Annotated in this window: 28 protein-coding genes and 3 riboswitches; of the genes, 21 read left to right on the forward strand and 7 right to left on the reverse strand. The window is 38.7% G+C overall.

Annotated elements, in window-relative coordinates; genetic code table 11:
- The first annotated feature begins 15 nt into the window (after window positions 1-15).
- Both ACNHOZ_RS15340 and ACNHOZ_RS15345 read left to right on the forward strand, forming a co-directional pair.
- Window positions 16-897: an alpha/beta hydrolase family protein gene (locus ACNHOZ_RS15340; RefSeq protein WP_048020034.1), complete on the forward strand. Its 882-nt coding sequence runs from the start codon at window positions 16-18 to the stop codon at window positions 895-897.
- Between the two features lie 87 nt (window positions 898-984).
- Complete coding sequence (locus ACNHOZ_RS15345) at window positions 985-1110, forward strand: DUF6254 family protein (RefSeq protein ID WP_013082238.1); 126 nt, start codon at window positions 985-987, stop codon at window positions 1108-1110.
- 65 nt (window positions 1111-1175) lie between these two features.
- Here the strand turns inward: ACNHOZ_RS15345 and ACNHOZ_RS15350 are convergent, their stop codons facing one another.
- Window positions 1176-1895: a 3-ketoacyl-ACP reductase gene (locus ACNHOZ_RS15350; protein ID WP_028414153.1), complete on the reverse strand. Its 720-nt coding sequence runs from the start codon at window positions 1893-1895 to the stop codon at window positions 1176-1178.
- Window positions 1896-2102: 207 nt separating this feature from the next.
- Between ACNHOZ_RS15350 and ACNHOZ_RS15355 the strand changes: the two genes are divergently transcribed.
- The 9 genes from ACNHOZ_RS15355 to ACNHOZ_RS15395 all read left to right on the forward strand — a co-directional run bounded on the left by ACNHOZ_RS15355 (window position 2103) and on the right by ACNHOZ_RS15395 (window position 9859).
- Complete coding sequence (locus tag ACNHOZ_RS15355) at window positions 2103-3701, forward strand: spore germination protein (RefSeq protein WP_028414152.1); 1599 nt, start codon at window positions 2103-2105, stop codon at window positions 3699-3701.
- A 24-nt stretch (window positions 3702-3725) separates the two neighbouring features.
- Window positions 3726-4925 carry a Ger(x)C family spore germination protein gene (locus ACNHOZ_RS15360; protein ID WP_028414151.1) on the forward strand — a complete coding sequence of 400 codons (1200 nt, stop codon included), beginning with the start codon at window positions 3726-3728 and terminating at the stop codon, window positions 4923-4925.
- Between the two features lie 11 nt (window positions 4926-4936).
- Complete coding sequence (locus tag ACNHOZ_RS15365) at window positions 4937-5173, forward strand: hypothetical protein (RefSeq protein ID WP_048020033.1); 237 nt, start codon at window positions 4937-4939, stop codon at window positions 5171-5173.
- Between the two features lie 22 nt (window positions 5174-5195).
- Window positions 5196-6317: a GerAB/ArcD/ProY family transporter gene (locus ACNHOZ_RS15370; protein ID WP_048020032.1), complete on the forward strand. Its 1122-nt coding sequence runs from the start codon at window positions 5196-5198 to the stop codon at window positions 6315-6317.
- Window positions 6318-6389: 72 nt separating this feature from the next.
- A riboswitch (PreQ1 riboswitch) is annotated at window positions 6390-6433 on the forward strand.
- 230 nt (window positions 6434-6663) lie between these two features.
- A complete protein-coding gene (gene queC / locus ACNHOZ_RS15375; RefSeq protein WP_028414148.1) occupies window positions 6664-7329 on the forward strand; it encodes a 7-cyano-7-deazaguanine synthase QueC in 666 nt (221 codons plus the stop codon).
- A complete protein-coding gene (gene queD / locus ACNHOZ_RS15380) occupies window positions 7329-7769 on the forward strand; it encodes a 6-carboxytetrahydropterin synthase QueD (RefSeq protein WP_013055983.1) in 441 nt (146 codons plus the stop codon). Before queC ends, queD begins: the two co-directional genes overlap by 1 nt.
- Window positions 7762-8493 carry a 7-carboxy-7-deazaguanine synthase QueE gene (gene queE, locus ACNHOZ_RS15385; protein ID WP_048020031.1) on the forward strand — a complete coding sequence of 244 codons (732 nt, stop codon included), beginning with the start codon at window positions 7762-7764 and terminating at the stop codon, window positions 8491-8493. Before queD ends, queE begins: the two co-directional genes overlap by 8 nt.
- A gap of 98 nt (window positions 8494-8591) precedes the next feature.
- Window positions 8592-9089, forward strand: coding sequence for a preQ(1) synthase (gene queF, locus ACNHOZ_RS15390; RefSeq protein WP_013055985.1), 498 nt, complete (start codon window positions 8592-8594; stop codon window positions 9087-9089).
- 68 nt (window positions 9090-9157) lie between these two features.
- Window positions 9158-9859: an NAD(P)H-binding protein gene (locus ACNHOZ_RS15395; RefSeq protein ID WP_028414147.1), complete on the forward strand. Its 702-nt coding sequence runs from the start codon at window positions 9158-9160 to the stop codon at window positions 9857-9859.
- Between the two features lie 31 nt (window positions 9860-9890).
- Here the strand turns inward: ACNHOZ_RS15395 and ACNHOZ_RS15400 are convergent, their stop codons facing one another.
- Together ACNHOZ_RS15400 and ACNHOZ_RS15405 are read right to left on the reverse strand one after the other, a co-directional pair.
- A complete protein-coding gene (locus ACNHOZ_RS15400) occupies window positions 9891-10118 on the reverse strand; it encodes a hypothetical protein (RefSeq protein ID WP_034268205.1) in 228 nt (75 codons plus the stop codon).
- A gap of 316 nt (window positions 10119-10434) precedes the next feature.
- Window positions 10435-10620 carry a YkvS family protein gene (locus ACNHOZ_RS15405; protein ID WP_048020030.1) on the reverse strand — a complete coding sequence of 62 codons (186 nt, stop codon included), beginning with the start codon at window positions 10618-10620 and terminating at the stop codon, window positions 10435-10437.
- A 308-nt stretch (window positions 10621-10928) separates the two neighbouring features.
- On the opposite strand from ACNHOZ_RS15405, the gene ACNHOZ_RS15410 reads away from it, so the two are divergent.
- The 4 genes from ACNHOZ_RS15410 (at window position 10929) to ACNHOZ_RS15425 (ending at window position 13486) form a co-directional block, all read left to right on the forward strand.
- Window positions 10929-11774 (forward strand): patatin-like phospholipase family protein, encoded by an 846-nt coding sequence (locus tag ACNHOZ_RS15410; RefSeq protein WP_028414145.1) that lies wholly within the window; start codon window positions 10929-10931, stop codon window positions 11772-11774.
- A 17-nt stretch (window positions 11775-11791) separates the two neighbouring features.
- Window positions 11792-11986: a hypothetical protein gene (locus ACNHOZ_RS15415; RefSeq protein ID WP_033578384.1), complete on the forward strand. Its 195-nt coding sequence runs from the start codon at window positions 11792-11794 to the stop codon at window positions 11984-11986.
- A gap of 147 nt (window positions 11987-12133) precedes the next feature.
- Complete coding sequence (locus tag ACNHOZ_RS15420) at window positions 12134-12460, forward strand: hypothetical protein (RefSeq protein ID WP_013082248.1); 327 nt, start codon at window positions 12134-12136, stop codon at window positions 12458-12460.
- 312 nt (window positions 12461-12772) lie between these two features.
- Window positions 12773-13486, forward strand: a complete 714-nt coding sequence (locus ACNHOZ_RS15425) for a cell wall hydrolase (RefSeq protein WP_048020029.1) — start codon at window positions 12773-12775, stop codon at window positions 13484-13486.
- Between the two features lie 162 nt (window positions 13487-13648).
- Here the strand turns inward: ACNHOZ_RS15425 and ACNHOZ_RS15430 are convergent, their stop codons facing one another.
- On the reverse strand, window positions 13649-14008 hold the full coding sequence (locus ACNHOZ_RS15430; protein WP_014461047.1) for a YueI family protein: 360 nt from the start codon (window positions 14006-14008) through the stop codon (window positions 13649-13651).
- A gap of 664 nt (window positions 14009-14672) precedes the next feature.
- Between ACNHOZ_RS15430 and ACNHOZ_RS15435 the strand changes: the two genes are divergently transcribed.
- From ACNHOZ_RS15435 to ACNHOZ_RS15455, 5 genes are all read left to right on the forward strand, one after another.
- Entirely contained in the window at window positions 14673-14954 is a 282-nt protein-coding gene (locus tag ACNHOZ_RS15435) for a hypothetical protein (RefSeq protein ID WP_033578387.1), read from the forward strand.
- A 230-nt stretch (window positions 14955-15184) separates the two neighbouring features.
- A complete protein-coding gene (locus ACNHOZ_RS15440) occupies window positions 15185-16483 on the forward strand; it encodes an NCS2 family permease (RefSeq protein ID WP_048020028.1) in 1299 nt (432 codons plus the stop codon).
- Window positions 16484-16656: 173 nt separating this feature from the next.
- Window positions 16657-17031, forward strand: a complete 375-nt coding sequence (locus tag ACNHOZ_RS15445) for a hypothetical protein (protein WP_028414141.1) — start codon at window positions 16657-16659, stop codon at window positions 17029-17031.
- A gap of 204 nt (window positions 17032-17235) precedes the next feature.
- The gene (locus tag ACNHOZ_RS15450; RefSeq protein ID WP_013055998.1) at window positions 17236-17499 is read left to right on the forward strand and encodes a hypothetical protein; all 264 of its coding nucleotides are present in this window, start codon (window positions 17236-17238) and stop codon (window positions 17497-17499) included.
- Between the two features lie 48 nt (window positions 17500-17547).
- Window positions 17548-17754 carry a hypothetical protein gene (locus tag ACNHOZ_RS15455; RefSeq protein WP_013055999.1) on the forward strand — a complete coding sequence of 69 codons (207 nt, stop codon included), beginning with the start codon at window positions 17548-17550 and terminating at the stop codon, window positions 17752-17754.
- 57 nt (window positions 17755-17811) lie between these two features.
- Here ACNHOZ_RS15455 and ACNHOZ_RS15460 read toward each other — a convergent pair whose 3' ends face one another.
- From ACNHOZ_RS15460 to ACNHOZ_RS15470, 3 genes are all read right to left on the reverse strand, one after another.
- Window positions 17812-18609, reverse strand: coding sequence for a Cof-type HAD-IIB family hydrolase (locus ACNHOZ_RS15460; protein ID WP_028414140.1), 798 nt, complete (start codon window positions 18607-18609; stop codon window positions 17812-17814).
- Window positions 18610-18986: 377 nt separating this feature from the next.
- The gene (gene metH / locus ACNHOZ_RS15465; protein WP_028414139.1) at window positions 18987-22430 is read right to left on the reverse strand and encodes a methionine synthase; all 3444 of its coding nucleotides are present in this window, start codon (window positions 22428-22430) and stop codon (window positions 18987-18989) included.
- Entirely contained in the window at window positions 22431-24269 is a 1839-nt protein-coding gene (locus ACNHOZ_RS15470) for a bifunctional homocysteine S-methyltransferase/methylenetetrahydrofolate reductase (RefSeq protein WP_047751399.1), read from the reverse strand.
- Window positions 24270-24373: 104 nt separating this feature from the next.
- Window positions 24374-24484: riboswitch (SAM riboswitch) on the reverse strand.
- Between the two features lie 332 nt (window positions 24485-24816).
- Between ACNHOZ_RS15470 and ACNHOZ_RS15475 the strand changes: the two genes are divergently transcribed.
- A complete protein-coding gene (locus ACNHOZ_RS15475; protein ID WP_230683535.1) occupies window positions 24817-25851 on the forward strand; it encodes a YkvI family membrane protein in 1035 nt (344 codons plus the stop codon).
- 107 nt (window positions 25852-25958) lie between these two features.
- Window positions 25959-26109: riboswitch (FMN riboswitch) on the forward strand.
- Window positions 26110-26369 lie beyond the last annotated feature (260 nt).

Consider the following 26369-nt stretch of genomic DNA (forward strand, 5'->3'; position numbering starts at 1 on the left):
AGGAGAGGGTTTCTGTTGAAAAAATGGGGCATCATTGCATTAATCACTGTAGCTGTGCTCGGTGTGACAGCGGTTTTTAACCGAGCTGAAAGTGATGATGTAAATAAAGAAAAATTGAATTTATTATCGCCTTATTCAAATAAAGTAGATGTATATAGCATTACGTATCCTAGTGATAATTTAAAGATAAAAGGGTTTTTAGTACAGCCTAAAGACATTGCAGACAAACATTATCCGCTTTTAGTATATAATCGCGGAGGAAATCGCGAACATGGCATGATTCGCGCAAAAACACTTCAGTATTTGTCATACTGGGCAAGTAAAGGCTACGTCGTTGTTGCGACTCAATACAGGGGAAATGGCGGAAGTGAAGGAACAGAGACGTACGGCGGTAAAGATATTGACGACGTATTAAATCTTGTTAAATGGGGAGAACAGCTTCCTTACGTAAATCACCAGCAAAAGGTAGCGCTAGGATATTCACGCGGCGGTATGATGACGTATTTAACGATGAAAAACGGCGTTAAATTTGATGCTGTTGTCGTACAATCAGGTATTACAGACATGTTTCAATTCTACGACCAAAGAGGGCCTGAAATGAAACAAGTGCTGCGGACAATTGTAGGAGATCCGGCGCAGTATCCAGAGAGGTATAAAAGTCGTTCTGTTGTCTACTGGAGCGATAAAGTAAATTCACCTCTTTTGATTTTACAGGGCGATCATGATCGTAAAGTTCACCACACTCAGGCTGAAAAACTTGTGAAACAGCTAGATGAGCAGGGAAAAGAATACAAATATGTACTGTACAAAAATGGAGACCATCCGCTAACTGCTTATTATGATCAATACAACGCGGAAATTGATAAATGGTTTAAAATACATTTAGCTAAGCAGTAAAGAAATTGGAAGCAGTTTTGATGAATGGAAAAGAGCAGCTTGTTTTATCCTACTACATGTAAGCATATAAAAAGGGGATGAAGCAAAATGACTCAGTCTAAAAGTCAAAAAGAGCGTCAGTGGAACGTACGAAAGCAATCACAAAACCCATCGCATGGAAAAGTAAAGTCTTTTGAAGAACTATCAGAAGAAATCACGCCTAAACGTAAATAAGCTAACCATCATATAAAAGAAGACACAAAAAAGGAGAGCTGAAGCTCTCCTTTTTCTATGTTTGTTTATGGATTTGTAGACCACATGCCCGCAGATTTGATAAAAATACGCGGATGCAGCTTTAATTGTGCTACCATAATTTCTGCTAGGTCTTCAGGCTGCATCACTTTATCAGGATTGCCATCCGTTAAGTTTTCTTTATATGCTAATTCCGTTGCTACTGTACTTGGTGTTAGAGCTGTTACACGAATATTGTGTTTGCGCACTTCTAGCGCTAAAGATTCAGTTAAGCCAAGCACGCCAAATTTTGAAGCGCTGTAAGCACTTGTAACAGGAGCGCCTTTTTGACCAGCAGTGGATGAAATATTGATGATGTCTCCACCATTTTTTTCGATTAATTGAGGTAGAACGGCGCGCGTTACGTAGTAAACGCCCATTAAATTCACATCAATGATTTGTTTCCACTCAGCTGGGTCTAGCTCTAAAAAGCCTCCGAATTTACCGATTCCCGCATTGTTGATTAAGATATCCGTCGCCCCTAATTTTGTATGTAGATGCTCAACTGCTGCGTTTACTTCTTCCATAGAAGAAACGTCTGCTGTTGCATAAGCAACTTGTACATCAAATGCTTCCAGTTCAGAAGCAACAGCCTTTAAATCTGCCTCTGTACGAGCAATTAAACCGATATTTACGCCTTCTTTTGCTAATTCAATTGCAGTTGAACGACCAATGCCTTTTCCTGCTCCTGTAATAAGAGCTACTTTGCCTTTAAGTGATTGTGCCATGTATAGACTCCTTTCAATGTTCCGTATAAACATTCTTCATAATAACGAAGAATTATCCATTACTATCCTATAGAAATGCACAAATGATGTCAAAAATAAAGATTATTAAAATGGCTTCAAGTATAAATTTCCTTTTCATACAAAAACTATAGAGACTAAAAAGAAGAAATTCCGTTTCTTTTCGTTCAATGTAGTGGAGGATGAACAATGCGTATTAAAAAACTGTCGGAGTTAACGAATAAATCCAAACAGCGGAAAGAAAAAGCTGGTGAATCGAAGGACTCTAAGGCAACTAGTGCTTCTTCCACTGAGGAAGAGCAGAAATTGTCGGAGAGAGTGGGAGATAATATATTCCACATGAAAAAAGCATTGGGACAGAGCACGGACTTAGTGACAAGAGAGTTTCGAATTTCAATTGAAGAAAAATTCACTTTAGGTGTTGCTTACATCGACGGATTGGTAAATAAAGATGAAGTTGAACACTATGCGCTGGACTCCATTATGCATTATCACGATGAGCATTTAACTCATGATGACGGTGTCGTTAATATGTACGAGTTGATTAAAAGCTATAGTTTGGCGGCCGGTGAAATTATGGAAGCCAAAACATTGGATGATGCTCTTCTTCATGTTTTATCAGGAGATACCGTGCTGTTTTTAGAAGGGTATCAAACGTGTATTGTGGCAAGTACAAGAGGGTGGAGAGACAGGGCTGTTTCTGAACCACAATCTCAGACCGTTGTAAGAGGACCTCGAGACAGTTTTACAGAAACACTGCGAACGAATACCGCATTGATTCGGCGCCGAATAAAATCTCCAAAACTTTGGATTGAATCTCAGCAAATAGGAGAGTTTACAAAAACGGATATTGCGCTCGTTTATATAGACGGCATTGCGGATGAACAGGTCATTCAAGAGGTAAAAGAGCGTCTTTCTAAAATTGATATAGACGGTATTTTGGAGAGCGGATATATCGAAGAGTTGATTCAAGATGAAGATTATACACCTTTTCCTACTATGCATAACACGGAGCGTCCAGACTCCGTGGCAGCAGGTCTTTTAGAGGGGCGGATAGCCATTTTAGTAGACGGTACACCTTTTGTATTGATGGTTCCTGCCCTATTTATTCAATTTTTTCAGGCGGCCGAAGATTATTACCAGCGCGCAGATATTAGTACATTGATTCGCTTAATGCGCTACATGGCATTTTTCTTAGCCCTTTTAACACCTTCTGCTTATATTGCTTTAACTACTTTTCATCAAGAGATGCTTCCTTTTGCTTTGTTAATTAGTATTGCAGCTCAAAGGGAAGGTGTGCCTTTTCCAGCTATTATTGAAGCGTTTATTATGGAAATCACGTTTGAAATTTTGCGAGAAGCGGGAGTCCGATTGCCTCGAGCAGTAGGTTCAGCTATTTCAATCGTGGGAGCACTCGTTTTAGGAGAAGCCGCCGTACAAGCTGGATTAGTATCGCCTGCAATGGTTATCGTTGTATCCATCACCGCTATTAGTAACTTTGTTTCACCGGTGTATGATATGGCCATTGCAGTAAGGATGCTGCGCTTTATTTTAATGGTTTTAGCAGCTACTTTTGGCTTGTTCGGTATTATCCTCGGGCTAATTTTAATGATTTTACATTTATGCAGCTTAAGGTCATTTGGAGTCCCTTATATGACACCTATGGCTCCCTTTGTGAAGCGTGATCAAAAGGATGTTCTAATTAGACGTTCGATCAAAAAAATGAAAACAAGGCCAAAGCTTATTAACGAGAAGAATATCTCACGTCAAAAGACGCAAAAAAACTAAACTGTGCAAAGGTGGCCGGTTACTATGAAAGCATTTCTGATGTTATGTATCTGTTCATTGCTGTTAAGCGGCTGCTGGAGCAGTCGAGAGTTGAATGAGCTAGCCATTACGGTTGCTGTCGGAATTGATAAAGCAGAAGATGGCATTATTGTTACAGTTCAGCTGATTAACCCTGGTGATATTCAGGCCAAAACCCCTACAAACGGGCCTTCTGTTACCACATTCTCTATTAAGGCTTCGTCTGTAATGGAAGGGTTAAGAAAAATAACGACAAAATCCCCGCGGAAAATTTATCTTTCTCATTTACGAATGCTAGTCATTAGCGAAAGCATGGCGGAAGAGGGTATTGCTGAAGTGCTTGATTTCTTTGCTCGGGATCATGAAGTGCGTACCGATTATTTTGTTGTTGTTGCTAAAAACACGAAAGCATCGAGCGTTCTGAACGTATTAACAACAATTGAAAAAATACCAGCTAACCATATGTTTGCTTCATTAGACGTCTCTCAGCGTATTTGGGCACCTACTAGAGGCGTAAAGTTAAATGAACTGATCAGTAACTTAACGAGCGAAGGAAAGCAGGCGGTGTTATCGGGAGTATTGGTCAAAGGCGACGTGAAAAAGGCAGGAGATATGTCGAGCATTTCCCGGACCAATCTGTCCACCCTGCTCAATTTTAAAGGATTAGGCGTCTTTCAAAATGATAAGCTGATCGGCTGGTTCAATGAAGACGAAAGTAAAGGATATAACTATATTACAGGAAATGTAAAAAGTACGTTAATTGTTATTCCATGCGAAGGAAAAGAAAAACAGCACGATATCATCGGAGTAGAAATGCTTCGAACGAACGTGAAGGTAACGGCTTCTATGAAAAACCATAAGCCTCATATTCACGTGGATTTAAAAGGTGAAGCAAACGTGGCAGATGTAGAGTGTCAAGTAAACTTACAGGATCCAGCTGTAATCAATATGCTCGAACGAAAAACAGCAGCGGACGTAAAAGAAAAAATGAATGACGCAGTGGAAAAAGCTCAAAAAGATTATAAAAGTGATATCTTCGGTTTTGGAGAAACGTTTTACAGACAAGATGTAAAGAGATGGTACAAAATGAAAAGAGACTGGAACAGAATTTACGCAGAAGATTTAACCGTCGATTTAGATGCCAAAGTTCAAATTCGTCGCTTAGGCACGTTAAATAACTCATATATGAAGCAAATGAAGCATTAAGGAGAAAGAAAATGGAGGGATTTATCGCCTTATTGGTACTTCTTGCTTTTTTGACTAAAAAAATTATGATTAACTTCCGAAAGGAAAAGTATTACCGTGAAATCGTTGTCTATCTTTGTCTTATAGGTATGGGTTTATTCTTTTGGGGAGCCATTACACTCCGTAAAGAAGTACCTACGCCTCTGTACTTTTTAGAGGAACTCATTAAGCCTCTTACTAAAACCGTTCATCATCTGTTATTTACGTAAGCATGTAGGAGAGAAGGGGTGTATGATGCAAATAAAAGAATTTATTACTCCGAAACAACTTCTTTTTCTCATTTATTTTTTTTGTATCGGAAGCGCTATTTTGGCAGTTCCGGCTACGTTATTAGAAACGAATAGACAAAATGCCTGGGTATGTAGTGTGCTTGCTATTGGCTTTGCCCTTTTAATTGTTGCGGTGCTGTTATGGCTGATGCACCGTTACCCTCAGCAAACGTTCATTGAAATAGCTAAAAAAGCGCTAGGTCCTTACGCCGGAGCGTGTATGTCTCTTATTTACATTTTTTTTATGTTCATTCAATCTACGTTTTCCCTTCGAGATATCAGTACATTTATGACGACGCAAATTGTCCCTGAAACGCTGCCTACGTGGATTCATGCTCTTGTGATTTTAGCGGTTATATACGGAGGGTATTTAGGCATTGAAGTGATAGCGAGAACCGCGGAAATCTTTTTACCGTGGATCGTCGTCCCTTTTTTATTGTTAATTTCGTTAAATATTCCTCAGATGAAACTGGATCGTCTTTACCCTTTGTTTGAATTCCGCATGGATGATTTAGTGTTAGGGACCACGTATTTCTTAGGAAATCCGTTTATGGAATTGATTTTTGTGCTAATGATTACGCCTCATATAAAAGGTGGCAAAAAGGTAAAAAGAATGATTGTTATCGGCACTGTGGCATCGGGCTTGACGATTACGATTGCAGTTGCGGCTTGTATATTAGCTCTTGGCGCGAATATTGCATCAATGCACAGCTACCCAGTTTATTTATTAGGAAAAATGATTTCGTTAGGTGCAACGATACAGCATGTTGAAGTATTAGTAGCTATTATTTGGATGTTATCTATCTTTTTTAAAGTTGTCATTGTGTTCTATGCTATTCAGTTAAGTATCGCTCAATTATGTAATTTACGGGTGCGCAATTTTTTGAGCTTTCCTTTAGGTCTAATCATTACAGGCGTGGCGTATTACATTATTCCAAATACAGCATACTTCAATTATTTTGAAAAATATTACTGGCCGTTTTATTTATTTGTACTAAGCGTCTGTTTTCCGTTGTTATTTATTGCGCTTTCTTATAGAAAGAGAAATAAGACAGCTAAAGGTGATAGAAGCCAACAAACATAGCATTATTTATACGTATGTGGTATAGTATACGATGACAATTCAAGAAGAAACGCCGTACACGTTTGTATATGTACGGGAGAGGTTCGAAAACTCCCTCTATAAAAAACTAAGATCATCGTTGATGACAAAAGACACGGTTTTAGCGTGTCTTCTTTCACGTGCTTTTCTATCAACACGTCTTTTTGACGTGTATGCTGGCGAGGACGTGTATCTTAGTTGCTTTTTAGGGAGATTGCTGGAAAAGAGCAGTCTCTTTTTTGTGTTATAAAATTAGTCACAAAGGGAACGAACGGTTCAATAAAGTTTCTTCTTCTTTTGATTTCAATCAAAAAGGAGACGAACAATAATGATGAAAAATGAAAAAGCTATTGTTGTATTTAGCGGAGGTCAAGATAGTACAACATGTCTATTTTGGGCTTTGAAAAACTTTAAAGAAGTAGAAACGGTTACTTTTCAATACGGTCAGCGTCATAGTCAAGAGATAGAGGTAGCAAAAGCTATCGCAGCTGATTTAGGTGTGAAGCATACCGTCCTAGATATGTCACTTTTAAATCAATTAGCACCAAATGCCTTAACACGAGATGATATTGAAATTGAGCAAAAAGAAGGAGAGTTGCCTACAACGTTTGTGGATGGCCGCAATCTGTTATTTTTATCATTTGCTGCCGTACTGGCTAAAAACAGCGGAGGCCGTCATATCGTAACAGGCGTTTGTGAAACTGATTTTTCGGGATATCCAGACTGTCGAGACGTATTTGTGAAATCGTTAAACGTCACGCTTAATTTATCAATGGACTTCGAGTTTGTGATTCATACGCCGCTTATGTGGATTGATAAAGCAGAAACGTGGGCGTTAGCGGATGAGCTAGGAGCGCTTGAATATGTGCGTGAAAAAACATTAACGTGCTACAACGGTATTGTTGCTGATGGGTGCGGCGAATGTCCCGCATGTCAATTGCGAAAACGCGGGTTAGATCAATACTTGCAAACAAAAGAAGGAGGAGAAAAATAATGCTGCAACAAATGTATCCTCAAGTCTTTCATGACTATGAATATGAATTGAACAAAGATATGCAGTTTGCTGCGGCACATTTTGTTCCTCATACAGAAGCAGGAAAATGCCGTCAAGTCCATGGACATACGTATTTTGTAAATTTAACTGTTGCCGGAGATACATTAGACGAAGCGGGCTTTTTAGTAAACTTTGCGCTATTGAAAAAAATTGTTTCTGGTCAATTTGATCATACATTATTGAACGATCATTCTATCTTTAACGAAGAAAATCCAAATGATTTTCCTACAACTGAAGTTGTTGCTCGTAAAATTTATGAGTTGGTTCAAGAATATCTAGACACACTACCAAATAAGCCTTCTTGTGTACAAGTATTCGTGCGGGAAACGCCGACAAGTTACGTAGTTTACCGCCCAAAGAAGGTGAAAAAACGTGGCTAATACAATTCCAGTACTTGAAATATTCGGCCCAACGATTCAAGGGGAAGGAATGGTTGTAGGACGTAAGACGATGTTTGTTCGTACCGCAGGCTGTGATTATTCCTGCAGCTGGTGTGATTCAGCTTTTACATGGGATGGATCAGCTAAAAACGATATTCGTCAGCTAACAGCAGAACAAATTTGGACGGAGCTTAAAGAAATTGGAGGAGAGTGCTTTGATCACGTCACCATTTCTGGAGGAAACCCTGCGCTTATCAAGGCGATTGGTTCACTTGTAGAGCTTTTGCACAGTCATGGGGTAAAAGCAGCTCTTGAAACACAGGGAAGCCGTTATCAGGATTGGTTCCTAAAGATCGATGATTTAACGATTTCTCCTAAGCCTCCAAGTTCATTAATGACAACAAATTTCTCCGTATTAGACGATATTATAGAGACATTAATAAAGGAAAAACGCATGGCGCACATAAGCATAAAAGTCGTTGTATTTAATGATGAGGACTTTGAGTATGCAGCGTCTGTTCATGAACGTTATCCTGAGGTTCCATTTTTTGTTCAAGTAGGCAACGAGGACTTAACGACAATCGATAATGCGTCGTTAACACAAGAATTGCTTAAAAAGTATGAGTGGTTAATCGACAAGGCAGTGGCAGCTAAAAACATGAACGATGTAAGAGTTCTGCCGCAGGTTCACGCCCTTGTTTGGGGAAATAAACGAGGCGTGTAAGCGCATAGCAAAAAATTTACAAAGAAAAATAAAAACAGATATATACAAAATAAAAAAACGCTGTTAGAATGACAATCGTAGAAAGAGAGGAAATGCAAATGAGCGGTCGAAAAGATGAAGAATTAGAAGGTGTATCACTCCTTGGAAATCAAGGAACAAACTATTTGTTTGAATATTCACCAGAGATTCTAGAAGCATTTGATAACAAACATCCAAATCGTGATTATTTTGTGAAATTTAACTGTCCGGAATTTACGAGCTTATGTCCAAAAACGGGTCAGCCGGATTTCGCAACCATTTATATTAGTTACATTCCAGATGAAAAAATGGTGGAAAGCAAGTCGTTAAAGCTTTATTTGTTCAGCTTCCGTAACCATGGAGATTTCCATGAAGACTGTATGAATATTATTATGAATGACTTAATTAAACTGATGAATCCAAGATATATTGAAGTATGGGGGAAATTCACACCACGCGGCGGGATTTCAATTGATCCATATACAAACTATGGCCGTCCTGGTACGAAGTATGAAGAAATGGCTAATTATCGCCTGATGAATCATGATTTATACCCAGAAACAATTGATAATCGTTAATTCGAACAAACAGGTTGTGTATGCAACCTGTTTTCCATTGCAAAAACAACAGATGAGAAGGTGAAAGAATGTCACAGAGATCAGCATTAGTATTAGGTGCAAGCGGACTTGTTGGTCAAGAACTTTTAAAAATGTTATTAAGCAACAGCTTATATAACCATGTGACAGTGTTTGTTCGAAAAAAGCTACCAATCGAACACACAAAGCTACGTCAGCTTGAAATTGATTTTTCAGAGCTTGATAAGCACGAAGAATGCTTTGCAGTTGATGATGTATATTGCTGTTTAGGCACGACAATGAAAAAAGCAAAAACAAAAGCGAAATTCATTAAAGTTGACTACGAATTTCCTTTAAAAGCGGCTAAATGTGCAGAAAAATATCGCTGCAAAAACTTTTTAACGATTACAGCAATTGGTGCTGATCTTCGTTCGCCATTCTTTTACAGTAAAGTAAAGGGGCAAGTAGAAGAAGATATCGCAAGCTTGTATATCCGTTCTACTCACTTTTTCCGCCCATCGTTATTATTAGGCAAGCGCCAAGAGTTTCGCCTATTTGAAAAGCTTGGGGGATACACGTTAAAGTCGTGTTCATTTTGCCTTGTAGGAAAGTGGAGAAAATATCGTCCAATTAAAGCGTATAACGTAGCCAAATCCATGATGAAAGCTGCACTTGAAGATAAATGTGGTGTTCATGTACATGAAAGCCAAGACATCTATACAGGTGAATGCTATTATTCGTTTACCAACGGCAAGCGCGTGTTATCAAAATAAAAAAAGCCTCTTCATAAGAAGAGGCTTTTTTCTATCTTCCGTCAGCATCCGCGTTCCCATCACCATCACCATCACCATCGTGATCGTGATTAGAAGCAGATTCACTCCAGCTTGTGTAGGAGTTAGAATCTTCTTCGGCATAATTCATGGGTTCAACGGATGTTTTTTTATTTGAAGTTTGCTTGCGTTTAAAAACGAACTGCACGATGAAAAAAAGAATGACAATAAGTGCAACGATAAACAATACAGTATCAAACATGCTAGTAATTCCTTTCAGTAAGTAGGTAGTAGTAGCTTGTTCTTATTGTCACACGAAAATAAGACCCTTTCAAGAAAAAATGGGGCCTGGTTTTGTTTCTTTAAGGAAACTTTTTTTATCTTAGCCATATATTATTGTATGAAGAAACATTTTAGAAAAGAGGGAGTACAGTGAAAAAAAGTTCGAAGGATGTTAAGGTTCAACAGTATATTTATCTCATGTATAAGCTGGGAATTATTACAGAAGAACAAAAGAATCAGTTCTTTCAAAACCACTAAAAAAGCAACCGTTTTTGCGTTCCGGTTGCTTTTTCCCTTTACATAGCAGGATTAATAATCGTGTAGTTTTTGTGGTTGACAACAGTTCGCTGTTCTAAGTCTAAATCCCGGTAGTTTGCCATGTAAGTCAAATCAACAATCACGGAGTTTTCATTTACTTTTTCGACAATGCCCTGTAAGCCATTTTTAAATTCTATCAAGTTTCCTACCTCTGCTATTTTCATCATTCATCGCTCCTTTGTTTTAAATTAGTTCATTATTAATTTTTTCAATAATTTTAATTTTGAAAATAGTAAAACTAGTTAGCGTTTTCTTTTTTTACAATTTTGCCTTAAAACTGGGAATTAGTAAAGGGTTTTTTGAAAAAATATAAAATAAAATTGAAAAAACAAGTAAAATGTGCTGAGGAATAGAAGGAATTGGTAGCTTTAACGAAAGAGAGAAGCAACACAGTTCCATCTTTGTTCATCTTTCGTTATAATAAACGAGGTATAATCTTGTCATAAATTATAAGAATTAGAAGGTGTAGAAATTGAAAGATACTGGACTCGTGCTCGAAGGAGGCGGTATGAGAGGCCTTTATACAACCGGAGTTTTAGATTACTTTATGGAAAGAAATCTTTACCTTCCGTATGTAATTGGCGTTTCAGCCGGCGCTTGTCATGCCACTTCTTATTTATCTAGACAAATAGGAAGAAGTCGCAAAGCTAATTTAGATTTTTTAGAGGATCCTCGCTACTTGTCGTGGAAAAATTATTTTAAAACAAAAGAGATATTTGGAATGGATTTCGTTTTTGATGAAATTCCTAATCAGCTTCTTCCATTTGACTTTGAGGCATTTGCTGAGCGTACAGAGAAGCTTGTAGTAGGAGCAACGGACTGCGTGACGGGAGAACCCGTTTATTTTGATGAGTATGATCGGGATATTTTGACAGCGGTTCGCGCTTCTAGTTCCCTTCCATTTTTAGCACCTGTCGTTACATATAAAGGAAAAGAGCTGTTAGATGGAGGAATCAGTGATCCGATTCCAATCAAAAAAGCAGTGCAGGATGGATATAGAAAAAATATTGTTGTGCTAACGCGAAACGAAGGATATCGAAAAAAGAAATCAAATATGCTTTGGTTATTGAAGCGCAAATATCGTCATTATGATGGGCTGACTCGTGCGCTTGAGAACCGCTATAAATTGTATAATGAAACATTGTCATATATTGAAGAGCAGGAAAGACAGGGGAATATCTTTGTGATTCGTCCGCAATCCCCTCTTGTAGTAGGGCGAATTGAGAAGAATCGTGAGCGCCTCGACGCTCTTTATAACCAAGGATATAAAGAAGCTGAAGCTCAATTTGCGTCTCTGCAAAATTGGCTCAACAGCTAAAAACGAGGTGGAACTGAATGGATGAACAAACAGTAATCAATATGTTAAATGAGTTAAGTGAAGGAAAAGTAACCGAAATTAAAGTTAAAAAAGAAGACTTTCTTGCTTTTCGCCCTTTTTTAGTAAATCGCCCTGATTTCAAACATTTTCGTGGAATCGCCGGACGCGGAGGCGATTTTACCTATACGTATCTAGAAATTCCTAGGAGTTAAACGAAATGATGGCATTATTTGATTATGCCTTATATAATGGATGTATGAGCCTGTACAGTAGAGAATATACTGTTACAAGTGCTTGTGCGTTTATTTAGTAACGTATAGTAAGAGCGAATAAACGTGTTTAGTTATAGGAGGGATATTATGGATGAGTTTCGAAAAAGTACAGCACCTTTTTATTTTGCAGATCATATATGGAAAGATAAAAATGGAATGACGACTTATGGGATGCTGTTAACGAACCGGCCCGAAGATGACGGGGACTATGACCTCCATTCGTTATTAGAAGAAGCATATGTAGATCATAAAAAAATTCTAATTACTACTGTTTACGACAACAGTGAACAGCAGTTGACCGGATACGTGATACATTTATCAGATGATCAAGACGTTTTTACGTTTATGGATGATACGGGTGCTAAGCTAGTGATTGATTTCTATGATGTTGTAGAAATTGAGATCGAAGATTAAAAAGAGCTGAATGTTGATTACAACATTCAGCTCTTTTGTGTAAAAGTAGATGAATTTAAATGTTTATCATAAGAATTATAAGGGAAAAACGAATGAAGAAATTTCTGATTAAACTGAAATAAGTCGGGAAAATATACCTGTATTTTAGAAAAATTACCGTGATTATGACAAAAAATAAGGTACAATGTCATATTTGTGTTCCGAACGTAATTTTGTTCATCAAACTTAAAGAAATGTAATTGAATCGTTCGGTGAAACCCCCATATAGCTATGATAGAGTAATACCATACGAAATTTCAGGAGGTATTACCTATGAAACATAGTTATATGAAATCAATGGTAGTAGCTTGTTTAGCTACTCTTTCATTTATAGGTTTTAATGCAACAGCTACGGCTGCAACTAATTATAAAGTAGTCAAAGGCGATAGTCTTTGGAAGTTAGGTAAAAGATATAGTGTAACAATTGACGATATTAAAAAATTAAACAATCGTCAAGGAGATATGATTTATATTGGTGAAACATTAGCTATTCCGAGTAAGACAAAAGTGCTGGCTGCTGAAACAACGGAACCTTCAACGGCAGCACCTGCTAATACGGCTAAGCCAGAACCAAAACCAGAAGCCAAACCTGCAGACCAGGAAACACCTGCAGTTTCGATTTCGGCAAGTGAAAAAGATTTATTAGCTCGCTTAGTAGAAGCCGAAGCAAAAGGCGAATCGTATGAAGGAAAAGTAGGGGTAGCAACAGTGGTGTTAAACCGTGTAAATTCTCCGAAGTTTCCAGATACGGTAACAGGAGTTATTAAACAAGTTGTCGGAAAAGCATACGCTTTTTCACCGGTTCAAAACGGATCAATTAACAAACCTGCTTCAGAAGATTCGAAAAAAGCAGTAGAGCAAGCATTGACTAGAAAAGATCGTTTAGATGATTCCATTTACTTTTATAATCCAAAAACAGCTACCGATAACTGGATTCGTTCACGTGCTGTAATTAAAACAATTGATCATCACGTGTTTGCTAAATAAAAAAGAGGCTGCAACAAAAGTATTTTAGACGAAGTGAAAAACGAACCATTGATCACATGTTGATCAATGGTTCGTTTTTTTTTGATGGTGAATATAGTTTTATCTGTCTCGTTCCTTCTAGCAGTTGATTGGATTCATTTCGTTATGTGTCAACCTCTTTTTTTAGTCTAAAAAGATATCTCGTTCCAAACTGCCCTCAGAACCCGTTAAAACTAGACCAATATCGGTATCAGCTTCTAAGTTCTGAACGATGGTAAAAGGCACTTTATGTTGGTTAGCCGCTTGAATATAAGGGGAGAGGTATGAATAAGACAAAGAGCCATTTAAAAACAAATGACCGTCTTTCACTTTTTTTAAAAGAGGCTTTATTTTTGCTGCATCCTTTTTCATGACTTGCCCTTTTTTTAGCGCAATTTCAATATTCTCACGTAGAGCAGTTAAGAAATATCTTCTTTCGTCTCTTTTTGTTTCCTTTGCTCCGTACATTCCTCGTTCTAAGTATTCTTCTAGTTGATCAGACATTATGTCACTTCCTTTCGTTATAAACTATAAACGATTATGGATATAAGTAAAAGGGACAGGAAAAAAGGAAAATCATTGTGCTATATCACCTGTTTTCTTGCTGAGTACAAAGAAAAACAAAAAATGTGTTGAAATTTAGCCTAAAATATTGTTTAATGTAAATAGATAGAAAATCATATCGGTTTTTTATTAAAGGTTTGTAAGCGATTACAGATATACATACATAGCAGCGTTTGGGGAGACGCTCCTATGATTTTATGTTCAAAGCGCATTGTATAAAAAGGGGATTATATAGCTTTAGGGCATATACGGTCAAGCAAAGGGTCAGATAAATTAATAAAAAATCGCTATGTATTTTCATAAGAAGAACGGTCAACATCTTTGTTGAGCGTTCTTTTTATGCGTTCATATTATGTTTATTTCTCATTGCAGCAGCTGCTGAAAATGCTAAAAGGACATTCCTCGTTTCATCTCTCTTATTTTACATGTAGTATGTTTCAAAGCCTTAAAAAATATGTCTGTACGCTTGTTTGATCCTAACGAGGTGATAGAAAAAGAATATTTTTTAAGAAATCACAAAAAAAGAGGCGATTGCCTATGCAAGAAGTAGGTGAATAACATATGTAATAAAGAGAATGAAATATAATTTGAGGAGGCATGTATCATGCAAGAATTTGATATTAATGACATAAGAAGACCATTTGGTGGTTTTGGAGGCTTTGGCCGTCCAGGATTCGGTTTCGGTCGCCCAGGTTTTGGTTTCGGTCGTCCTGGTTTTGGCTTCGGCCGTCCGGGGTTCGGTTATGGCTTTGGTCGCCCTTGGGGTTGGGGCTTTGGAGCTCCATTTCTTGGAGGATTAGTTCTTGGAAGTGCATTAGGAGGTCCAGGTTATTACGGCTATCCAGCACCATATTATCCGCCGTACCCACCATATTATTATTATTAAAATAGTGAGCGCTGATAAAGCGCTCTTTTATTATGTCCAATACAAGGTATGTATAGAATGCATGCAAGACGTTACGTTTAGAAAATGATAACAGTTTTAAATAAGGAATGAATGCTTAAGCTAAAGGAGACAAGTTTTCCTTGCAACAATTGTTGATTTTGCTATAATAACTTCGGTGGCATTTTTGGTCACTGGGTGGGCGAGGGATAGATGAAAAGAAGGAAATTAGATTGAACGCATTATTTGAAAAGTTGTTTCGTTTAAACGACCACCAAACAACTGTCGGAAAAGAAAGCTTAGCTGGGGTCATTTCATTTCTTTCCATCGTGTATATTATTGCTGTTAATTCAACCATTTTGTCTGATGCCGGTATTCCGCTTGAAGCAGGAATATTCGCAACAGTGGCTTCGGCTTTTGTAGGCTGTGTTATTATGGCTTTTTGGGCAAATGCGCCGCTCATTCTGGTGCCAGGTATGGGGATTAACGCATTGTTTACGTATACGATGGTTCAATCAATGGGATTATCTTGGCAAGAAGGGTTATTAGCAGTAGTGATATCCGGCTTTCTTTTTATAGCATTAGCTTTTTCACGACTGTCTGCCAAAATTGTTTCTTCGATTCCGCATTCGTTAAAAGAAGCGATAACAGTCGGTGTTGGCTTATTTTTAACATTTATCGGTTTGCAAAAAGGGAAGCTTGTAGTTCCAAGCGAAAACACTTTTGTAGCACTTGGAGACTTGTCAGATCCGTTTGTTATCAGTACGCTGTTGACGTTAATTATCACAATCGTACTGTTTATCCGAAATGTGAAGGGTAACTTTTTGTTAAGCATGATTGCTGGATCCGTCCTTGCCTTCTTACTTGGTGTAAGAAGCAGTGCAGAAAATGGACAGTCCGCTGCGAGCGTGAACGACTTCTTTAGCAGCTTTGGCACATTGTCTTTTGGAGCCATTGGAGACGTTGCGTTTTGGGCAGCTGTCTTTTCATTAACAATGGTATTGATTTTTGAAAATATTGGTTTGCTTCATGGTCAGCTAGGTATGATGAATCAAGATAGCAAATTTCCGCGGGCCTTTCAAGCAACAGCCGCCTCAGCTTTGCTAAGCGGGGTGTTTGGAACAAGTCCAACGGTGTCTTCTGTAGAAGGAGCATCTGGTATTGCAGCTGGAGGGCGAACGGGTTTAACATCGCTGATTACAGGAGTTTTATTTTTAAGTTCACTTCTGTTTATTCCATTTATCAAGCTAGTTCCAGATAGTGCTATTGCACCTATTCTCATTGTGATTGGAGCACTAATGATTCAAAATATCAAAAACATCAATTTACAGGACTTAACAGAAGGTTTCCCTGCATTTTTAATTATTGCGCTTATTCCTCTTACGTACAGCATTGCTGATGGAATTGCATTTGGGTTCATTGCGTATCCACTGCTTAAATTATTCCTTGGTAAAATGCGTGAAGTATCGATGTTTATGTATGTAAGCGCGCTATTGTTTTTCTTGAATTTTGTGCTGCATTATATTGCTTAAAATAGACAGCTGAGTACTTTTGCTCAGCTGTTTTTTGTGTTTGCGGTAAAGAATCCTCTTTTTAGATATCATACTCCGTATTTCGTGTCCTTTGGTTAATCAGCCGCTTCTAAAATGGCGTTTCCTGCGTAGAGTAGTACAGAAGTCGGAGGGGATATAAGGGGGAGAAAACGATGGGAATTAAATTAATTAAAATATCAGCCGTTTATTTTGGAATTGGCATCATATTGGGGTATTATATGTCAATTGTTCACAGCTACGCTTTGACGCCTGTTCACGTGCACATTAATTTATTAGGATGGACGTCGCTTACGTTAGCGGGACTTATTTATTATTTGTTTCCTGCGTTTAGCGAAAGTAAATTAGCTAAACTGCACGTATGGTTGCATAATATAGGATTACCGGTCATGATGATTGGTTTATTTCTCATGATCGTACTAGAAAACCAAGCTTTTACACCCGTAGTGGCAGTAGGAGCAACACTTACGGCTATTGGCGTTTTAATTTTCGTATATCACATCCTTAAAAATTTGAAATCTGAACGATAAACCAAGAAGGTCGTTGACGATGGTTGCTAATTTCAAAAGGAAAAAGAACCAGCTATAGCGAATATACATGTAAACAAGGTGAAAGTGCGATTTACATAAAGGTGTGCTAGGCATCTTTATAAGGAGGGGTAAGCTGCAGGGATTTCTAGCTCTTATAAAAGCCAATAAAAGGGCTGATTATAAGTTTCTTGCGGCGGAGATACTATGGGAGAACATCAACAATTAGTGCGTGTTAGGGAGCTAGCAAATGAAATTATTCGACTTCGTCTTCAAGACCGTACGACTTATGACGAATTAGAGTTGCAAAATAATGTAGAGTTGTTGTCTCGTTCTGTGGTTGACTTAGTAAACATTATGTTAGCCGAAGATGTGGATTCGTCTACGTCTTTAAAAGCTACAGCTTCTAAAATGAAAATGGTGTATAATAACATGCATCAAGCTGAGAAAAAAGATTATTTGCATTTCTAATTGCTAGGCTCCTTTTCGCCACAAACGAAATGGAGGTGTACGAGGCAGATGCTATCGTCACTAACGACTTCTGAAGCTATTGTAGCATCCGTTCTTGCACTGGTTGTCATTGCCGTTTCCATTATCTTTTTTGCCACTCTTATTATGGTTGTTGTTCGACGAGAAAGAATCAGCAGCTTGGTTAATCACGGAGAGCATGCAGATGGGAAGCAAAAAAGCTTAGGTGAATTTTTTCGTTCTTTACGGAAAAAATAACTACCGTTTTCTTATTAAATAGATAAAAGCGGTCAATTTAAACGTTGACCGCTTTTTTTAGATGGTTTGCTTATTTTTTTCTAAAACAATACGCGCTGCTTCACTAACAGATGACACAACAGCAGAGGCGTGGCGCTGAACAGCTTCAGGAGCTGTAGCCATAGCGAAACTGTTCGGCGTTAATTGAAACATAGGAATATCGTTAAATGAATCCCCCACACATGCAATTTCCTCTGGTTTTAGCTGAAGATGATTTAATAAAATTTCAATGGCATTTCCTTTGCTGATATGTTTAGGCATAATATCCAAACACTGCTTGGCAGAAATATATGTATCAATATAATCACCAAACTCTTCGTTCACTTCTTTTTGCAGAGCTACCATTTCATCATGATCTCCAAGAACCGTGATTTTAGATGGAGAAAGAGCGTGACCAAATGAATCCGTCATTTCAATTTGTTCTTCGATAGGGAAAAACATATGAGTTTCAATCGCTTCAATAATTTCATTTCGCTGCTCTACATAATTCGTGTCGTTTGAACAGACAAGCGTAATACGGTTAGGATCTATCGTTTTTTTATAAAGTTGAACCGCTAAATCATCTTCAAACACTTTTCCATGAAGTTCTTGATTTTCTTTGGTCCACACAAATCCTCCGTTTTGGCTAATGCGATGAAATGTATTATTAATATCAGTAGAAATCTTTAAAATTTCCGTATCCATTCGTCCAGAAGCAAGACAAACCTCTACTCCTTGGCGCTGAAGTTCACTAAGTGCGTCTGCATTATGCTGTTCTACGTATTTTTCTTCGTGTAAAAGAGTGCCATCTAAGTCGCTTACAAATAATTTAATCATCTCTTGAAAATTCCTTTCCCTAAAAAATTTGCTGTGATAAGAGCGTTACAAATTTATTACATTCCTTATTCTATCAGTGTTTCCCAAGAAACTCATAAAAAAAGCTCAAACCGGCGATGAATTCAAAGGGATCAAGACATAACTGCATCAATTTTTTCCGCAGGAGTGTTCGCTTTGCCCTTCAAACAGCTAGAAACAGCTACATGAAATCCAGTTCACGATCACAATGAAAAAATCCGAATGGAGTTGATTCTCAGTCAAGAATCTGGATTCACCGTTCGGATCTTTCTTCAGCTAAAAATACATTTGTCGCAGCCTTTTTTTAGGTTTGTTCACTGTAAAAAAACAGCCGCGGTCTAAAAGACCGCAGCCATGTTTTACAATACGTTAAAATATTTCGCTTCAGGATGTGCAAAAACAAGGGCTGTAACAGAAGCTTCTGGTTCCATCATGAAACCGTCTGTTAACTGAATGCCGATGTCTTCAGGTTTAATTAATTTAAACAGTTTTGCTTGGTCTTCAAGGTCTGGACATGCGGGATATCCGAATGAAAAACGCTGACCTTGGTATTTGGCTGAAAAACGCTCCGCCATTGTAAAGTCAGGCGAATCGGGGAATCCCCAGCGGTCACGAATTTGCTGATGAACACGTTCTGCTAATCCTTCAGCTAGTTCAAGCGCAAGAGCTTGGAACACGTGACTCTTTAAAAACTCGCCGTTTTCTTTGAATTTCGCCGCGCGTTCGCGAATGCCTGTTCCTGCTGTTACAGAGAAGAAACATACATAGTCCATCTCTTTTTCTTTAGGCTTTGCAAAATCAGATAAGCACAGGAACTGTCCTTTTGCTTGTCGAGGGAAGGTAAAGCGTTCAATTTCTGTTTTTTCATCAGCAGGATCATAAATAATTAAATCATTTCCGTCTGCTTGAGCAGGGAAGAACTGATAAATAACCGCTGGTTTAATTAAGTTTTCTTTTAGTGCCAGTTCGAGAAGGTCATCAACGGTTTCTTTTAATTGAACAGCACGCTCGTCTTTTTCAGCAAGCAGCTTATTCACTTTTCCTTTTAGTCCTAAGTGATGGCCTAAAAGCATCTGCCAGTTAATATACGGAAGAACCTGTGCCAAATCGTAGTGTTTGACAACGTGGCGCTTTAAATCAGCCGGTACAAAAACAGGAACATCCGTTGAAATGGCGGATCTTTCTAAAACAGCCGTAGCTGCTTGAGCGGTTTGAGGCTGGCGTTCTCGAACCGTTACTTTCTTTTCTTGACGCGTTTTTAAATCTGCTAAAAGCTGAATAACTTCTTCTTTGTTCTGCAGCTTATTTGCTAACGCTAATCCGTCCATCGCATCTTTGGCGTAGAGGACGGCACCTTCATATTCCGGGGCAATTTTAAAGTCAGTAAATTTACGGGAAAGGGCAGCGCCTCCTACCATAATTGGAACATCAATGCTTGATTGCGTTAAATCTTGTGCAGTTAAAACCATTTGCTGAGCTGATTTTACTAAAAGACCTGACAGGCCAATGATGTCTGGCTTTTCGTCTTTTACTGCTTCAATCAGCTGCTGCGGCGTTACTTTAATTCCTAAATCAATGACTTTAAAACCATTGTTGCTTAAAATGATGTCTACTAAGTTTTTACCGATATCGTGCACGTCGCCTTTAACCGTTGCAAGAATCACTTTTCCTTTTCCAGAATCATTTTCAGTTGCTTCCATATGAGGTTCTAAAAAGGCAACGGATGCTTTCATAACTTCCGCACTTTGAAGCACTTCTGCTACAATCAGCTGGTTGTCATTAAACAAACGTCCGACTTCCGCCATCCCCTTCATAAGCGGTCCGTTAATAATATCTAACGGATCATCATATTGAGCTAAAGCCTGTTCTAAATCAGGAAGCAATCCTTCTTTTGTACCTTCGACAATATACATTGCCAATCGTTCTTCAAGTGTTAACGTAGAAATTTCTACTTTTGCTTCTTTCTTTTTATCACGATAAAAGTCCGTAAACGTGCTTAGCGTTTCATCAGTTGTGTTAAATAATAACGCATTAGCAAGCTCAATTTCAGCTTCTGGAATAGAAGCATAGCGCTCTAATTTTTCTGTATTAACAATGGCATAATCGAGTCCAGCCTGCGTACAGTGATAAAGGTAAACCGCATTTAGTACTTCACGTCCGACTGGAGGAAGACCGAATGACACGTTACTTACGCCAAGAATGGTCAGGCAATCAGGCAGGGCTTCTTTAATCATTTTAATTCCCTTAACTGTTTCTTCAGCAGAACCAATATATTGTTCATCACCAGTCCCTACAGGAAACACAAGAGGGTCAAAAATAATATCTTTTGGATTAAAGCCATGTTTTTCAACAAGCAAATCATGTGAGCGTTTAGCAATCTCTACTTTTCTTTCTGCAGTAACGGCCATGCCTGTTTCATCGATTGTACCGACAACCAGAGCTGCACCGAATTTTTTTACTAGCGGCAAGATTGCATCAAAACGCTCTTCACCATCTTCTAAGTTAATGGAGTTGATAATGACCTTACCTTGCGAGTACGTTAAAGCTTTTTCAATAACTTTCTCGTCAGTTGAATCGATTACAAGAGGAACCTTCACTTTTTTTACAACTTCTTGAATAAATTCCTCCATGTCTTCCATTTCTTCACGGTCTGGATCTGCTAAGCAAATATCAATAACGTGAGCACCATTTTTAACTTGAGCACGCGCAATTTCAGATGCTTCTTCAATTTTCCCTTCCGCAATCAGACGCTTGAACTTGCGAGAACCGATTACATTCGTACGTTCTCCCACAAAAAGAGGGCGCATAGAATCGTCATATACAAGCGGTTCAATACCGGTTACAGCATGATTATGCTCGGAGCGATCAAGCGAACGAGGAGCAACCTCTTTTACCGCTTCAGCAAGTGCTTTAATATGAGCAGGCGTTGTACCACAGCATCCGCCTACAAAGTTCAGCCAGCCTTTATCAGCAAATCCTTTAATTTTTTGAGCCAGCAGCTCAGGGGACTCATGATAATTGCCTTCTTCATCCGGAAGTCCAGCGTTTGGATAACAGCTAACAGCTGAAGTGGCTAGGTCTGAAAGAGAGCGAATATGATCCGTCATAAATTCAGGACCTGTCGCGCAGTTAAGTCCGACTGAAAGAGGCTTCATGTGTTCCAGTGATAAGTAAAAAGATTCGATATCTTGACCAGCGAGAGTTGTTCCCATTGGCTCAATCGTTCCTGAAATCATAATTGGAACTTCTATTTTCAGTTTTTCAAACGCCGCTGTAATGCCTAAAAACGCAGCTTTTACGTTCAGCATGTCTTGACAGGTTTCGACTAGAAGTAAGTCGACGCCGCCGTCTAACAAACCCCGAGCTTGCTCTTCGTACGATTCTACTAACTCAGGGAATGTAATACCTCCCGTAACAGAGAGAGTTTTAGTGGTAGGACCGATAGCTCCAGCTACGAACCTAGGCCATTCGGGAGTTGAATATTTATCGCGGGCTGCACAAGCAAGCTTCACAGCTTCGATATTCAATTCATACGCCAAGTGGCCTAAATCGTATTCATCAAGTACGGTAGATGTTGAGCCAAACGTATTGGTTTCAATGATGTCAGCACCCGCTGCAAAGTACTCTTCATGAATGCGCTGAATCACATGAGGCGCTGTTCGGGTCAAATATTCGTTGCAGCCTTCATATTCTTCGCCGCCAAAATCTTCAGCGCTTAAATCAGCATCTTGAATCATCGTTCCCATTGCTCCATCGATGACGAGTATTCGCTTCTTTAGTTGTTGTTCGATAAGTGAGCTCATTTATATCTTCCTTTCTGATGTAACGAGTTGCTTGTCATGAATATAGCGTGTTAGAATTTCGGTCATTTCATAGCGCATAAACGGCGTAATTAAGTAAATACCGTCAAATAGTTCATATGCTGTATCAATTAAGTTTTTTGCAATCGCAAGGCCTTCGACTTCACCGCGAATCCGGTCATTTCCCGTTGCGTCCATACGTTCTAGAATATCTTCTGATAATTTAATTCCAGGTACTTCATGGTGAATAAATCGAGCATTTCTTGCGCTTGTTAACGGCATGATTCCGATGTATACCGGTGTTGTTAAATGTTTGGTTGCTTCATATACCTCTTCAATTTGCTTAGTTGAATAGAGAGGCTGAGTAATGAAATAGTGAGCCCCGCAGTCGATTTTCTTTTCCAAGCGCTGAACGGCTCGGTCTAAGTGACGCACGTTTGGGTTAAAGGCAGCTGCAATGGAAAAATTGGTTTTTTGACCAAGCGGTTTGCCGGAATAAGATAGTCCTTCATTAAACTGAGCAATTAAACTAATCAAGTCAAATGAAGATAAATCATAGACCGAAGTGGCGCCAGGGAAATCGCCAACTTTTGATGGATCACCGGTAATTGCAAGCACTTGATTCATTCCTAGCGTATGAAGTCCCATTAAATGAGATTGAAGTCCAATTAAATTTCGGTCGCGACAGGTAATATGAATAAGCGGTCGTGCTTTTGTTTCTTGTTGCATCAGTGTTGCCATTGCCAAGTTGCTGATGCGAGGTGAGGCAAGAGAATTATCAGCTAATGTAATAGCATCTACGCCGACTTTATCAAGTGCTTTTGCGCCTTCTAAAAATTTCGTCGGACCAAGCTGTTTAGGCGGATCCAGCTCAACGATAACCGAGCGGCGCTTCTTCACAATTTCGTGCATATGAGGTTTATCCTGCTGCTCACGCTCTTGAACCGTAACGGCTGGTCTCATTTTAACGACTTTGCTTGTAATCGGAGGCAGGTCTTTTAAGGCAGACGACATGGCGCGTACGTGAGCTGGTGTTGTACCGCAGCATCCTCCAATTAAGCGAACCCCTTGTTCGCGGAATAAACGCGCGCTTTCTACAAAGTAGTCTTCATTCGTTTCATATTCCAGCTTGCCTTCCACATACGCCGGAAGGCTGGCATTAGGGTAAGCAGATAAGAAAGCACGATCAGGAAGCGGTACTTCTTCAAGAGACTGAATCATATGATAAGGACCTAAACGGCAGTTTAGCCCGACAACATCTGCTCCCAAGTCTTCTAATTCTTTTAATGCATCTGCTAAAGGACGCCCATCTTGCAGTACGCCAATATCATGCAGGGAAACGTGGGTAATAATAGGCTTATCCGTTTCTTTTCTTGCTAGTGTAAGAACGGTCTTTAATTCTTCGAAATCATAGTATGTTTCAAATAAAAGGCCATCCACGCCTTCATTTAAAAGCCAAAACATTTGTTCACGAATGCTTCGCTTAACCTCTTCTAAGCTAATAGCATTTTTTTGGAAAGAACGAATTCCGCCGAGTGTACCAACCACGTAAGCCTGATCGTTTGCAGCTTGTTTCGCTAATTTTACACCAGCAACATTGATGTCTTTGACTGAATCTTCTAATCCATAACGGGCAAGTTTTTGATAATTAGCAGCGTACGTATTTGTTTGAATAACGTTTGCACCAGCTTCTACATAGGCTCTGTGAATACGAGAAACCTCTTCTGGTTTGGTGATGTTTAGTTCTTCAAAACAGCTGTCAATACCGTGTGAGTAAAGGAGGGTACCAGTGGCACCATCCCCAATTAAAATTTTAGACTTTAAATCTTCAAGTAACCCCATGTCAAAACCTCCTTAAATTGTTCCGCTTCTATTTCACGAGTGATTCGTTTTATGCAATATGCCGATAAAATAGAAAAAGTCTTCTTAAGAAGACTTTTTTCGCCTTCTTATCTTCCAAGCAATAAATTAATTGCTTGCTGGATTTAGCACCATGTCTCTAACGACTGGTTGCTGAGGTTTCAAAGGGCCAGTCCCTCCACCTCTCATGATAAGAATCAATTGTATATAATTGAAACATATTTTTTTAAATAGAAAGAATACTTATTTAATAATTTATCTGATTTTTAGAAATTATACAACAGTAAATTGTGAATTTCCAGCAAATATTGAGGAAAATTTAAAAGCTAAAGGGAAAATATCCGTATATTTTGTTTGAAAACTGCCGTTATGTTAAGGGATAAAGGGTTTTCATGAAAAAAACAAGAAGGAAATAAAAAAACGAAAAAGGAACAGCACCGGGTGAGGCGAGGATTTACATATAAAAGGCTCGTCTTTTTTTAACCGTTTCTACATATAGTGAACTATGAAGGGTAGAAGGGTGATGGGCATGAAAAGGTGGAAACTCACGCTGCAGGTTGCTGCTACGTATGTAGGCACCGTTGTAGGAGCCGGTTTTGCAACAGGCAAGGAAATTGTTCAATTTTTTACACAGTACGGGGAACTTGGAATGGTTGGAATTTTGGTCAGCGGCTTGTTTTTTATTTGGCTAGGTTCGAAAATGATGCTGCTTTCGCACGCAATTGGGGCTTCTTCTTATCAGCAGCTTAATACATATTTATTTGGTGATGTACTTGGAAAAGCGGTAAACGGTGTAATGATCGTCATTTTATTTGGAGTAACTTCAGTCATGCTAGCGAGTACGGGGGCAATAGGAAAAGAACAGTTCGGACTGTGGCCTCCTGTTGGGATGATTTGTACAATTGTTTTAACTTATATATTTATCGCAAGAGGAATTAACGGTATTTTAATTGTTAATTCTCTTGTTGTGCCTATGATGCTTTCATTTGCTTTTATCATCTTTGTGCCAAATGTCAGCTATTTCTCACTGATTCAAACGAAGCCAGACTTAACGCTCGTCACACAGTGGAAGTGGGCGGTTAGTCCCTTTTTATATATTTCCCTAAATCTAGCTTTGGCTCAGGCCGTTTTAGTTCCATTAGGAAGCTCCGTGAAAGATAAGAGCGTGATCAAAAAAGGGGCCGTAATAGGAGGATGTGTACTTACGTTTATGCTTGTTTCTACTCATCTTGCCCTTTCCAATTTGCCTTATTCATTTCAACTTGATATTCCTATGAGTGCCGTTGTTAAAAATATCTCAGCGGGGGTGAATGTTTTATTTACGGTAGTTGTGTTAGGTGAGATTTTTACTACATTGATTGGAAATGTATTTGGAATCGCTAAACAGCTTCAATCATTTCTTCCCCTGAATGACAAACAAGCTTTTGCGTTTATTATCTTGGCATGCTTTATTATCGGGCAATTTGGATATGCTCAGCTTCTTGAGTTTTTGTATCCGATATTTGGCTATATTGGACTAGCTTTTGTATGGATGCTATGTATTAAAAAAGAAAAAATAAGCTAAAAGCTGGATTTTGCAGAACAGATGTGAAAAAACGAAGTTAAATGATGTGACAAGTCGATTTTACTTTGCTATAATGTAAAACAAATAAGACTCTAGCAGTCGAATATATTATCCTTCGGGGTCGGGTGTAAGTCCCAACCGGCGGTGATAAAGCATATGCTTTTAAGCCCGTGACCCGTTTTCATACGATGTATGTTAGCGGTGGATCTAGTTGAAATCTAGAGCCGACAGTAAAAGTCTGGATGGGAGAAGGATCAGGAAGCACAGTTGTTTTTTTGTGTTGTATTAATAAGGGACAGGTTTGCCTTTTTTAAAGCTACCCTTGTTTTTGTACACAAAACATAACTGTTTATTTCGTATACAATTAGCGGAATTTTGCATAGATAAAACTGATTCAGCTCAGCCGACCCCTTGGACATTTGTTCAAGGGGCTTTTTTATTTTCAGTGGTTGGGGGAAAGATAAATATGAAAAAAAAGCAGCTGCTATTTCAAAACGGCATAAGAAGTTGGAATAGCG

The sequence above is a fragment of the Priestia sp. D51 genome, from assembly GCF_053345675.1.